Origin of the sequence: Protofrankia sp. Cas4, assembly GCF_963555915.1 — a bacterium.
Taxonomy (GTDB): Bacteria; Actinomycetota; Actinomycetes; order Frankiales; family Frankiaceae; genus Protofrankia.
On sequence record NZ_CAUVXL010000118.1, the window covers coordinates 17,179 to 29,726 of the forward strand.

The 12,548-nt window shown below is 66.5% G+C and carries 11 protein-coding genes; 7 read left to right on the forward strand and 4 right to left on the reverse strand.

The features are described from left to right. The first annotated feature begins 97 nt into the window (after window positions 1-97). Complete coding sequence (locus U9979_RS10960) at window positions 98-340, forward strand: cupin domain-containing protein (protein ID WP_322779287.1); 243 nt, start codon at window positions 98-100, stop codon at window positions 338-340. A 66-nt stretch (window positions 341-406) separates the two neighbouring features. Here the strand turns inward: U9979_RS10960 and U9979_RS10965 are convergent, their stop codons facing one another. Next, a complete protein-coding gene (locus U9979_RS10965) occupies window positions 407-943 on the reverse strand; it encodes a CGNR zinc finger domain-containing protein (RefSeq protein ID WP_322779288.1) in 537 nt (178 codons plus the stop codon). A 185-nt stretch (window positions 944-1,128) separates the two neighbouring features. On the opposite strand from U9979_RS10965, the gene gap reads away from it, so the two are divergent. After that, window positions 1,129-2,142, forward strand: coding sequence for a type I glyceraldehyde-3-phosphate dehydrogenase (gap, locus tag U9979_RS10970; protein ID WP_322779289.1), 1,014 nt, complete (start codon window positions 1,129-1,131; stop codon window positions 2,140-2,142). A gap of 377 nt (window positions 2,143-2,519) precedes the next feature. Here the strand turns inward: gap and U9979_RS10975 are convergent, their stop codons facing one another. Further along, window positions 2,520-3,293, reverse strand: coding sequence for a maleylpyruvate isomerase family mycothiol-dependent enzyme (locus U9979_RS10975; protein WP_322779290.1), 774 nt, complete (start codon window positions 3,291-3,293; stop codon window positions 2,520-2,522). Between the two features lie 596 nt (window positions 3,294-3,889). Between U9979_RS10975 and U9979_RS10980 the strand changes: the two genes are divergently transcribed. Continuing rightward, on the forward strand, window positions 3,890-5,257 hold the full coding sequence (locus tag U9979_RS10980; protein WP_322779291.1) for a flavin monoamine oxidase family protein: 1,368 nt from the start codon (window positions 3,890-3,892) through the stop codon (window positions 5,255-5,257). Continuing rightward, complete coding sequence (locus U9979_RS10985; protein WP_322749896.1) at window positions 5,254-5,616, forward strand: limonene-1,2-epoxide hydrolase family protein; 363 nt, start codon at window positions 5,254-5,256, stop codon at window positions 5,614-5,616. The genes U9979_RS10980 and U9979_RS10985 overlap by 4 nt, the downstream gene beginning before the upstream one ends. A 91-nt stretch (window positions 5,617-5,707) precedes the next feature. Here the strand turns inward: U9979_RS10985 and U9979_RS10990 are convergent, their stop codons facing one another. After that, window positions 5,708-5,839: a hypothetical protein gene (locus U9979_RS10990; RefSeq protein ID WP_322749895.1), complete on the reverse strand. Its 132-nt coding sequence runs from the start codon at window positions 5,837-5,839 to the stop codon at window positions 5,708-5,710. A 73-nt stretch (window positions 5,840-5,912) separates the two neighbouring features. Then, on the reverse strand, window positions 5,913-6,809 hold the full coding sequence (locus U9979_RS10995; protein WP_322779292.1) for an alpha/beta hydrolase: 897 nt from the start codon (window positions 6,807-6,809) through the stop codon (window positions 5,913-5,915). A gap of 356 nt (window positions 6,810-7,165) precedes the next feature. Here U9979_RS10995 and U9979_RS11000 point away from each other — a divergent pair, with 356 nt between their 5' ends. The 3 genes from U9979_RS11000 to U9979_RS11010 all read left to right on the forward strand — a co-directional run. Beyond that, window positions 7,166-8,158, forward strand: a complete 993-nt coding sequence (locus U9979_RS11000; protein WP_322779293.1) for a LysR family transcriptional regulator — start codon at window positions 7,166-7,168, stop codon at window positions 8,156-8,158. A 149-nt stretch (window positions 8,159-8,307) separates the two neighbouring features. Then, window positions 8,308-10,200 (forward strand): AMP-binding protein, encoded by a 1,893-nt coding sequence (locus U9979_RS11005; RefSeq protein WP_322779294.1) that lies wholly within the window; start codon window positions 8,308-8,310, stop codon window positions 10,198-10,200. Window positions 10,201-10,763: 563 nt separating this feature from the next. Further along, the coding region (locus tag U9979_RS11010) for a hypothetical protein (RefSeq protein ID WP_322779295.1) at window positions 10,764-12,548 on the forward strand (1,785 nt) is incomplete at its 3' end.

Below are 12,548 nucleotides of genomic sequence, written 5' to 3' on the forward strand. Positions count from 1 at the left end.
GGCGAACGGCCTGCCGAACCAGCGGGTGAAGTCGGTCACCTGGGACCAGGGGACGGAGCCGGCAGATCACACCGCTGTCTCCTGTTCGCGAGCATCAATGTCTGTTTCGTTGGCCCCGGCTGGCGCCATCATGCAATACCGGCCGGGCGCGACCGCGATGCCCCACCGGCACCCCGGCTATGAGCTGATCTACGTACTGAGTGGCGAGTTGGAGACCGATGACGGCACATACCCGGCGAACAGCCTGCTCGTCATGCCGCCAGGGAGCATGCACGCGCCGCGTAGCCCACGTGGTTGTGTCGGGCTGGTCGTGTGGGAGCAACCGGTCCGTCCAGCGTGACGACAGTGCATCACCGGACATCGTGGTGCCGCGCCACCAGCCACCGGGCTCAAGCCGTTGGTGTCTTCAGGAGCGCCGGGAGCGGAATGTCGCGGCCTTGGCGCGATTGCCGCACCAGCGCATGTCACACCAGCGTCGGGAACCGCGGCGCGAGGTGTCCGTATAGAGCCGGGTGCACTCGTCGGCGGCGCACTCCTTGACGGCATGTGCGAGCGGGCCGGTCAGCAGCTCGGCTGCCGCGCGGGACACAGTGGACAGCACGGCGTCCAGGTCGCCGTCGCGCGACGCCGATCCGTCCGCAGCCAGCTGCACTTGCACCGGCATCGCCGCTGCGGCGGCGTTGAGTAGGGCGCGGTCGGCGGCGTCGTAGGGGGCGCGATCGCGGGCCGCGCAGGCCAACCGATAGATCGCTTCGCGTAGGCGCACGGCGCGCACGAGTCCGTCGGCGTCGACCGGCGGCCGCTCGTCGACGAGCCCGGCCTCGACGATCCAGCAGGCCAGGTCATCCGGCGCGGCGAGAAGGTCCCGTGCGTCGGCTCGCCGGTGCTGCACAGTACCTGCGAGATCCAAGGCCACGTTCCCGCTGACGAAGGCGAATGTCATTTTATCAGGCTAACCACATCGACAGGTTCCGCGAGAGTCTGCTAGGTTGCTAACCGTACTGGATGGTTACTTGGATATGGGTCACCGCACCGATCGCGGGGCCGGGCGGTCCGGTGTTGACGCCTGTCCGGGTTTGTCGCGTCCGGCTGTGTTGATGATGGTTAGAGGATGACGGGAGTCCTGAGATGGCAGTCAAGGTAGGTATCAACGGTTTTGGCCGAATCGGTCGTTGCTTCCTGCGTGCCGTGCTCGACCGTCGTGTCGACGTCGAGGTCATAGCCGTCAACGACCTGACCGACGCGCGGACTCTGGCCCACCTGCTCAAGTATGACAGCACCCTGGGTCTACTGCGCGCAGAGGTGTCAGTGGATGACGACACAATTGTTGTCGACGGCCGCAAGATTGCCGTACTCGCCGAACGCAACCCCGCAAGCCTTCCCTGGGCTGAGCTCGGCGTGGACGTTGTCATCGAATCGACCGGTGTGTTCACGGACGCTGTCAAGGCGCGGGCGCATATCGAGGCCGGCGCAAAAAAGGTCGTCATCTCGGCTCCCGCCAAGAACGAGGACATTACCCTTGCGTACGGCATCAACGACGACCAGTATGACCCAGCCGCGCACAGCGTCGTCTCCAACGCGTCCTGCACCACGAACTGTCTGGCGCCGCTGGCAAAGGTGCTCGACGATTCGTTCGGTATCGAGCGCGGGTCGATGACCACCGTCCACGCCTACACACAGGACCAGAACATCCAGGACGGACCTCACCGCGACCTGCGCCGGGCCCGTGCCGCCGGGATCAACCTCGTGCCAACCACGACCGGTGCGGCGAAGGCGATCGGCCTGGTGCTGCCGCGGCTCAAAGGCAAGCTGGACGGCTACTCGCTGCGCGTGCCCGTGCCCGTCGGCTCGATCACCGACTTCACCGTGGATATATCCAGAGAAACCACGGTGGAGGAGGTTAACGCGGCATTCGCGTCGGCCGCGGACGGCTCCCTGGCCGGGATCCTGGCCTACGCCGAAGAGCCGATCGTCTCCAGCGACATCGTCGGTAATCCGGCGTCCTGCATCTTCGACGCGGGCCTCACGAAGGTTGTTGGCGGTCGACATGTGAAGATTGCAGGCTGGTACGACAACGAGTCGGGCTTCTCCAATCGTCTTGTCGACACTGCATTGTTGGTCGGCACCGGCCGCCGCGGCTGATGACAGGCCGTGCCGGGCGTACGAACGCCGCTCGCTGACCACGTCGGCAGGGGGTGACGCGCCTCTGCGCACCCCACCCTCGCCCACCAGTAGACCTGGACCCGACAATGGCACAATCAACATCAAAAACCGGAAGTCCGCTTAATGACGGGAAGTGCGACCCCTGGGGGCGGTTTCTGGCGGGCAATCTGTATTCTGAGAGTCTGCCCAGCATCAGCAGGCCGGCGGGAATGGTAATGATCAGATATCCGATTATCACGCCCGTGTAGACCGGCAGCGCCGGTTCACCCCGGGTGCTGTTCAGGGTGTTCACCACACTGAAGAGCTCGCCGCCGAGTTCGCCGGAGCAGCCGTCTGCTGCGCCGGCGACGGCGCTCTTAGAAGCCGGGAAAAACCATGCGCAGCTGGTCGAGATCCACGCCGTCGACCTGCGTCGGTGGGGTGTGGTCAGGGTCAAGGCGGCCGTACACCAGGCGCAGGAACGCCTCGGCGGGCAGCGCAAGTCGCGGCAGTTGCTCGTGGCCGTCCCATCCAGCCAGCTGCACGGAGTCGTCGACGTCGAGGACGATCTCCCGCTCGGGATCGTGGGTGGTGACCCGCAGGCGGATGGACGGACCGGCCGCTTTCGCGACGAAGCCCACGAGCCCGCCGAGCCCGTCGATGAGCTCGCCGACGGCCACCCCGTCCACGGTCGCTGCCGGATCGAGCGCGACCGCGACATCCCAGGTGTGCACGGCATGCTCGCCGAGGCGCAGCCGCGCCATGCCGGCGGCATCGAGCTCCATCGGGCCGAACGTAACGCGCAGCTGCCGGTGCTGGTCGACGTCCAACGCCTCGTATGCCTCGACCAGCGCCCGGTCGGCGGGTAGGGCGTCGCTGGCCTGCTGGTCGGGTGTCTTGGCGTTCCAGGTGGCCCAGATGTCGGCGAAGATGGTCGGGTCCGGGGCGGGGCGGCCGGCGAGCGCGGCGTCCAGCACGAGTGCGCTGATCTGCGCGCCTGAGCCGAGGTGGGACAGCACCTGGGCGATCGTCCAGTCGGTGGCATAGGAGCGACCACGGAGCTGGTCGGCGGCGAGGGGCTCGACGACGGCTTGCAACCGCTCGTGTGAGCGGCGGACAGCGGCGATCGCGGACTGTGCCTCTGATGTCACTTTTCCTCCGGTGGAGTCGGCTGATCGGGGACCGGCCGGGGTCGTGGGGCCCGAGGACACCCCCACCCGGTGGCGGCTCTTTGGCGACGTGGACGAGCTTGGCGCGGGCGCCGGGAGGGCACTCGTGGTGTGAGCATGGTCGCATGGGTGCATACGACGATGTGTACCGGCGGAGTCTGGCCGACCCGGCGGGGATCTAGAGACAGCGCAAACATACGAATCCCGTGTGAGCACCGTGGGGATCGAGTCTGGAAAACTCGGCTGCTCCTTGGATGCGAGCATCGATGTCTGTTTTGTTCACCCCAGTCAGCCGGTCTGTGAACGCAGGACGAATGAAGAACACGGACGGGATCATTCTTGAATACATTCGGAAAATGGTGATGATTCCCTTTCGTCCGATCTTTCTGAATGCCGTGTCGTACGCACTCGACATACGGCAGAGGCGTATGCTTGATTACCGGACGCCACCAAAAGTTTTCGCCGAGATGCCAGCGAACCTGCTTTCACCGGTTGGCACCGCCTGTTGCGGTCCGCGGTCGGGCTGGAATCCAGGTCGGATCAACACGGGAGCATCCCGACGAAGCAGGGAGTGATAAATGGTGAGTTCGCAGGACGTTGTCGACGTGATTGTCGTCGGTGGGGGTTATTCCGGACTTTCTGCCGCCTGGGCCTTGAACGGCCAGGGTCACTCGGTGACAGTGCTCGAGGCGCGGGACAGGGTTGGTGGCCGCGCATGGACCCAGCAGATACCTGGGGGCGGTTGGGTGGACAACGGCGGCCAGTGGATCGGGCCGGGTCAGACCCGGATCCTCGCGCTCGCCGAGGAGATGGGCGTGACGACGTTTCCCACGTTCCAGGACGGGCGGCATATCCTCGTCTACGACGGCGTGCGGACCGTCTACGCGGCTGAGAGCTCCGGCTCGCTGGAGATCCCGGTTCCCACGGAAGATCTCGCGGATTTCATGAATGCCGTGGCCGTGATTGACGCGCTCTCCAGGGAAGTTCCGTCCGAAGCACCGTGGGAAGCGTCGCGGGCGACGGAGTGGGACACCCAGACCGTCGCCACCTGGATGGAGCAGAACCTGAAGACGGCCGGTGCGAAATTTGCCCTTCACTCCGTGATCGTCGGGTACTTCTCGGTGGAACCGTGTGACCTGTCGTTCTTGCACCTCCTCTTTTACGTCGCGGCGGCGGGTGGCGTTGAGGAACTCGAGGCGAGCTCGCTGGTCTGGCGTTTCCTGGGCGGAGCGCAGGAGATTCCCGTCCGCCTGGCCGAACGACTCGGAGGAAAGATCAGATACGAGTCACCGGCGAGGACGATCAATCAGACGAGCGATTCGATGATCGTCGAAACGGACAATGGCCGTTATGAAGGCAGGTACGTCATCGTAGCAGCTTCGCCCGCTCTGGCCGCACGGATCCGGTACGACCCTCCGATGCCCGCCTCCCGCGACCAGTACACACAGCGGATGCCGTTGGGTTCGGTAATCAAGTGTCACGCTGTGTACCCGTACGCGTTCTGGCGGGATGACAACCTCAACGGTCAGGTCGTGAGTGAGGACGATATCAATTCGATCTTCGACAACTCGCCGCCCGACGGTGTCCCCGGCATTCTGGTCGGCTTTATCGAGGGCGAGGTCGCCCGCCGCTGGCTGGACCGGTCCGAGGAGGATGTGCGGCAGAAGATGCTCGACTGCTTTGTCGTGCACTTCGGCGAGCGGGCCCGCACGCCGCAGCATTTCTACTACGCCAACTGGGGCCGCGAACCCTGGTCGCGGGGCTGCTACAGCGGTGTCCCGACCCCGGGAACCTGGACGAACTACCGAGATGCTCTGCGTAGACCCGTCGGCCGTATTCACTGGGCCGGGACGGAAACATCCACACAATGGGTCCAGTACATGGAGGGCGCCGTGCGTTCCGGACAACGCGCCGCCGCAGAGGTTCACGAGGAGCTCTCGAAATGAGTGACGTCGCCGATGCGGTCCACGATCTCATTGCGGCGTTCAGGACCAGAAATGTTGATACATTCGCCCGGATCCTCGCCGACGACGTCGTCGTCGATCACGTCACGCTGGGGCGGAAAATCGAGGGGAAGGAAGCCGTCGTCGCATGGTTCACGAACATGCAGGAGATGACAGAGGCCGATCACATCGAAATCAAACGCCTCTGCGAGGACGGGTCGGCGGTCTGGGCGGAGCGCATCGATCGCCATCGCGTCGACGGCGAGTGGCACGAGATTCCCGTGATGGGCATTATCGAGATGAACGCGGGCCACCAGCTGACCCTGATGCGTGACTACTTCGACCCGGGGCTCGCTCTTTAACTCAGCGAAATCGGCCGGCGCAGAGTTCACCGCAGTCTTCGACGCCACCAGCCACCAGCCACCAGCCACCGGGCTCAAGCCGTTTGTGTCGTCAGTCGCCGTCGCGCGACGTCGATCCGTCCGCGGCCAGGTGCACTCGCACCGGCATCGCCGCTGCGTCGGCGTTGAGCAGTGCGCGGGCGTGACGGACGACCCGGCCGGGACGGTGAGGATCGCCGCCCACATCCAGACCGCGTTGACCTTCGGGTCCGTGGATGGACTGATCGTGAAACGACCGTGACTCCGGACGCTTCGTGTTACGTTGCTGTCGCCTTCGGTGTCGCGCGGGCAAAGTTCGCGATGTGCTCCCACAGCTGTTCGCGTGTCCGGGCGAAATTGTGCATGTGAGCCATACGCGGAACGACCACGACCGAGATGTTCGACGATGACCGGTAGGCGGACGGTTCCGCCCAGGGATCGGGGATGACGTCTCGCTCACCGCTGGCAATGAGCACGGGTACGTCAATGGCTGCCGCCTCGGCGCTGACCGCACCATCGGTCATCATGGTTATCGCACAGGGCGGCACGGTCGCGCTTCCCCACGGCGTCCGGTCGTCGCCGCGAACGACACCTGAGAAGGGGCGATAGGTGGCGAGGTCGGCTTCCATCAGCTCTGGCTGCTCGTCTGGCCAGTGGAAGCAGAACCGGAACTGGTCCTCGTCCGGGGCCACGACGCCGAGAACCTGGTCGGCGATCGGATGTAGGTCGGTGCCGCGGCGCGGCAGGGGATAGGTGATTCGGCTGCCGCCGGGCGCGGGGAAATTGGTGTAGATCCCGCTCCAGCCGAGAAAGGCCACGCCGTCAAAGGTGCGGTGGTTGGCCTGCTGAATGGTGAGCAGGCAGCCGCCCATCGATTGACCCATTCCCACGATCTTCGTGACGTCGATCGGCGAGAGCTCCGACGCGAGCGAGCCGGCGCCAAGCCTCGAGACGACGTGTTCGACGGTGGCATGGTTGGCCATCGCGAGGTTCTCACAGGTCAGCGCCAGGGGATCGTCGGGTCTGCTGCTGTCGCCGACAAACAAGTGGTCACAGGCCACGAAGACGAAACCAGCGGCGGTGTGATATTCAGCCTGACTGTAGCCGGGAATCGCGCGGACGTCGTAATATTTACGGCCGAATCCGCCTCCCGGGAACCCGAACAATACGGTCATCGGACCGCACGGCTGATCGTGTAAGTACACGGTGGTGGCCGTCCACAGTTCTCCAGGCAGGTCCGTCCGCCCGGTCACGTCCACGTTTACGTTATACGCGCGCATCAGTCTCCGTCTGTCATCCCGGGAGGTCGTTTCGCGACCCCCGGCGGGTTCCGGTTCGTTGCTGTTGACGATGAAAGTATTGGCCGGGGCGGGAGCGGTCAATTACCTATGCGTCGCACGCATCAGTCGGGGATCGCCCTTGTCGTTTGATCCGGCTCGCCACCGCGACCGGGCGTCTGCACATTCCGTGGCCGACCCGGCTCGCCTGGTGTCAACGGCGACGGTTGCCGGTGCGCCGCTAGAGTCTGCATGTGGATCTGAAGCTGCTCGAGCACTTCGCGGCTGTCGCCGAAGAGCTCAGCTTCACCCGCGCGGCGGCAAAGCTCCACCTCAGCCAGTCGGCGCTCAGCCGGTCCGTGCGGGCATTGGAGGACTCGCTGGGATGCAGCCTGTTCGTCCGCAACACTCGGCAGGTCACCCTGACACCGGCGGGCCAGGCTCTGCGTGCGGAGCTACCCGCGCTTGTGGACCACGTGACTGCTTCACTGGATCGGGTCCGCAGCACCGGCCGTAGCAGCACCGGCCGTAGCAGCACCGGCCGTAGCAGCACCGGCCGTAGCAGCACCGGCAGCCGCCGCCAGCTTGTGGTCGGAGCGAGTCCCAACTACTACTGCCCGGCGGCGCGCCACCTACTACAACTGTTCAGCGACCACTTTCCTGACATCGAGCTCACACTGCGCGCCATCCCCTGGTGGGGGGAGAGCAGTTCCCTGCGCAAGGGGGCCGTCGACGCGACCTTCGCGCTCTTTCCCAACATCCTTTCCGACGCCGCCGATCTCAGCTACGTGCCGCTGCAGGCTCAGCCAAGGGTGTTCTGCCTTCCAACCACCCACAAGGAGGCCCACCGGCGCTACTTGTCGCTGAACGATGTGGTGGCCGAACCGCTGGTCTACAGCGCCTACGCCCCACCGTCGGTCGCCGCGTTCTGGACCGTCTCGCCACGCCCGGACGGTTCGGAGCCAAAGGTGATTGCTCGCTGCGAGACGCCGACTGATTTTCTGCGCGAGGTAGCCGATGGCAGGGGCATCGGGATACTTCCGGCGAGTTCGGCTGCGCTTTTCCCTCATCCCGGAGTTGTCTACGCCCAGGCGGTCGACCTTCCGCCGGCCGGCGTGTGTATCGCGATGCTTCAGACCAGGGCACGGCGACCTGAACTGGTCGATCTCAGGGTGACGGCCGAGAAGGTAGCCGCAACCACCAGCTGCCGGGTGTGGCCGGATTCCTCCGTGCACCGCCTTCGGTAGTCCAGGAGAAACGGGACCGGAGCGGCCTCCACAGACGTCGATCTCTCCTGCGAGCGGCTGCGGGGCTCTGGCCTGCCTCGACCAGCGCGCTCGGTGGTGCGCTCCGAACGTCTCTCACGAGAAGGCACTCGTGGTGTGAGGATGGTCGCATGGGCGCATACGACGATGTGTACCGGCGGAGTCTGGCCGACCCGGCGGGGATCTGGGGCGCGGCCGCCGAGGCAGTCGACTGGGTGCGGGCGCCGCGGCGCATCCTGGCCGACGACGCGGCGCCGATGTACCGGTGGTTCCCGGACGCCGAACTCAACACCTGCGCGAACGCACTCGACCGGCATGTGGCGGCGGGCCGGGGCGACGCCATCGCGTTGATCTACGACTCGCCGGTCACCGGGGTGGTGCGCCGGTTCACCTACGCCGAGCTCCTCGACGAGGTGGCGCGGGCCGCCGGGGCGCTGGCCGGCCTCGGCGTCGGCCGCGGCGACCGGGTTATCGTCTACCTGCCGATGATCCCGGAGGCGGTGGTGACGATGCTCGCCTGCGCCCGGCTCGGGGCCGTCCACTCGGTGGTGTTCGGCGGGTTCGCGCCCGCGGAGCTCGCCACCCGCGTCGACGACGCCCGCCCGACGGTCATCGTCAGCGCGTCCTGCGGGATCGAGCCCACCCGGCTCGTCTCGTACAAGCCGATGCTCGATGCGGCGCTGGAACTGGCGACCCACGCCCCGGCGCACTGTGTGATCGTGCAACGGGAACAGCAGCGCTGCGAGCTGGTTGCCGGGCGTGACCTCGAGTGGGCGCCGCTGGTCGCCGCGGCGCGGCCGACCGCTGCGGTGCCGGTCGCCGCGACCGACCCGCTCTACATCCTCTACACCTCGGGCACCACTGGTCGACCGAAGGGAATCGTCCGCGACAACGGTGGACACGCGGTGGCGATGACCTGGTCGATGCGCCACATCTTCGACATCGGCCCGGGCGACGTGATGTGGGCGGCGTCCGACATCGGCTGGGCCGTCGGCCATTCGTACACCGTCTACGCGCCGTTGCTGGCCGGCGCCGCGACGGTCCTGTACGAGGGCAAGCCGGTCGGTACCCCGGACGCCGGCGCGTTCTGGCGGGTCGTCGCCGAGCACGGGGTGGACGTGCTGTTCACCGCGCCCACCGCGATCCGGGCGATCAAGAAAGAGGATCCGGGCTGCGAGCTGCTGGCCATGCACGACACGTCCGGTCTGCGGGCGTTGTTCCTCGCCGGCGAGCGGCTGGACCCGGCCACCTTCAGCTGGGCATCCGACGCCCTCGGCGTGCCGGTCATCGACAACTGGTGGCAGACCGAGACCGGCTGGCCGATCTGCGCGAACCCGATCGGCCTGGAGCGGTTGCCGGTGAAGGCCGGCTCGCCGTCGGTGCCGATGCCCGGATACGACGTGCGGGTCCTCGACCCCGCCGGGGTGGAGGTGCCGGCCGGCACGGAGGGCGCGATCTGCATCCGACTGCCGCTGCCGCCGGGAACGTCGCCGACCCTCTGGCCGGACGACGACGAACGGTACGTGGCCTCCTACCTGTCCGCGTTCGACGGCTACTACCTGACCGGGGACGGTGGGTACGTCGATGCCGACGGCTATCTGTACGTGCTGGGCCGCACCGACGACGTCATCAACGTGGCCGGGCACCGGCTCTCCACCGGCGCGATGGAGGCGGTGCTCGCCGCCCACCCGGCGGTCGCCGAATGCGCGGTCGTCGGGGTTGCCGACTCCTTCAAGGGGCAGGTGCCGCGCGGTCTCGTCGTGGTGAAGAGCGGAGCGGAGATCACCCCGGCGGTGCTCGCCGCCGAACTGGTGGCACTGGTCCGGTCGGAGATCGGCCCGGTCGCCGCGTTCAAGCAGGTTGACGTCGTCGCGGCGTTGCCGAAGACCCGATCCGGAAAGATCCTCCGCCGGACCATGCGCGAGATCGCCGACGGTCGGGCGCCCGGCGTGCCGTCCACCATCGAGGATGTCGCCGTGCTGGACGCCCTGCGTCCCGTCCTGCGGGCGCGGGATGGCGGTTGACCATTCGTCCCGATCGCGGCGTGGGCCACCCGGCAGTCGGCCGCCGTATCGTGACGCATATGAGAGTTCGCTCCTATAATTCGCAGAAAGAGCACCGGTGCGGGCCGCTCGGGATACGCGGGGCCCTCGTCCGGGCGATTCCCTTGGTGAGGCAGCACATCTTGCGATCTTGATCGATCTTGGAGGTGTCGCGCATGGTCCTGTTACACAATGGGCAGGTCATCCGGGATACTTATGTGGTCGATCGGCTGTTGGGTAGGGGCGCGTTCGCTGAGCTCTACCGGGCCGAGTATCGTTTTCTCGGCCGGCAGGCGATGAAGGTTTTCCGCAACACCAGGATGTCCGCCCCGGAGATCAAGGCGACCCTCGGCGGAACGCAAAAAGCATCGCGAAACGGCCGACGACGCCCCGGCGCGCCATATGGCCACCATATGGCCACCATATGGCCAGTCAGACGGTGACGTCAGCCGGCGGGGCCGGCTCGGCGAAGCTGCGGATCTCATGGAGGATGCCGTCAACAAATGGCCCGGGCTCCGCGCCGGGTTCGAGCCGCGGATCCGACTGTGGCGCAAAGGGGTGATGATGTGATGGCCCGTGATGCCGCACCGGACCGCGGAACCGACCGTAACATATTGTCGGACGTCGCGTCGCCGCGGCTATACCAGCGCAATGCGTTCCGGTTGACCGGCCTGGCGATCGGGTCCAGCGGCCGGGATATCCGCCGGATGGTCGATCAGTTGGCGATCATCGAGAGGATCGGCGGAGCCACCCCGACGCCCCCCGCGCTGGCGGTGCGGCCCACTCCGACGACGGCCGACCTGTACACCGCCCTCGACCGCCTCCGCGATTCTCGAGAGCGGCTGGTCGACGAGTTCTTCTGGTTCTGGCCTGCCCAGCTCGACGCCACGGACGACGAGGCGCTCGTCGCCCTGGCCGCGGGCGATCCGGACTCCGCAGCCACGCACTGGTCCGCGTCCACCGGCAGCACCGACGACAGCGGCAGCACCGACGACAGCGGGACCGGCGCACACAACTTGGCGGTGTTGGAACACCTGCGGGCGCTCGACACCGAGCTTGCGCCCGGCAGCGCGCTGGCGCGCGGCGATGCTCAGGCTGTCGGCCAGCCTGACTGGGCGCAGGTGTATCGCCGCTGGGCGGACGTCCTGCGGGACGGGCGGATCTGGGGCCGTCTCGCCGCGCAGATCAGGCGCACCGCGGACGCTCGACTGGACGAGAGCCTGGCCGCCGACATGCGCTCGGCGCTCCCGGGCGTCATCCTGTCGATCGGTGCGGAGCTGGCGGCCACGGCCATCCGCGGCGGCGACCGCGAGCGCGCCCGGATGCAGCTCGCGGCGCTGCGACAATCAAGGCTGGGAAACGTCGAGGCTGCGCTGCGGAGCGCCAGCCAGCCGATGACGACCAGGATCAGCACGCTGTGCACCGCCACGATTCAGGCCGTCGTCGGTACGCCATCGGATGGCATCGACCATGCTGAACGCCTCCTCGCGGACAGCGAAGGCATTCTTGGGGAACTCGACTTCCTGCTGCCCGACGACGAACCGGTCCGGGTCCATGCGCACGACGAAGTCGCTCTTGTCGCCTTACGGTGCGTGCTGGTGTTCGACCAGAGGCGAGAGGGGGCCGCCCTCGACGTGGGTGATATGGAGGCATACCTGCGGATGGCGGCGGTGGTGGAGCAGGCCAGGAGAATCGCGGTGTCGGCATCGGCCCAGGACCGACTGGCCGAGAACAGCAGGATTCTCGTGACCGTCACCACCTACCTCGCCGACAAGATTTATGCGACCATCACCACCACCGATTTCGGTAGCAAGATTCGCGCGACCGCCATCAGCGCGGACCTCCGCAGGAAGATTCGCGCGACCAGCACCACCGATTTCGGTAGCACGACTCGCGCGACCGCCGCCACCATCTACCGCATCTGCTGGACCTGCAAGAAAGAGCGGGCGGATTCCTTGGCACTTCGCAAGGTAGGGCTGCACAAGGACGTGACGCGGGTGCGCTACGGCAGCGGAACCACCGTGCGATGGCGGACACAGATGGTCAACGTCCCGCGCTGTGCGATCTGCGTGCGCCGGGATAGCCGAACAGGACGGTACCGTTTCCTGCGCCGTTTGCTGTACTTCGTAATCGCGTCTGTCGTCATCCGGCTGACGGGTGGAACGGTGGCAGGTATGCTTTTTCTTGGCGTAGTTCTCGGCCTGGTCGCGATCGGCGCCGACGTCGGTGTGGTCAACCAACGAGAATGGATGCGGGTCAGGGCCTTCCCGCCGCTGGCGGACCTCGTCAAACTCGGTTGGCGTCGCGGCGAGCGTCCGCGGGGCATCAAT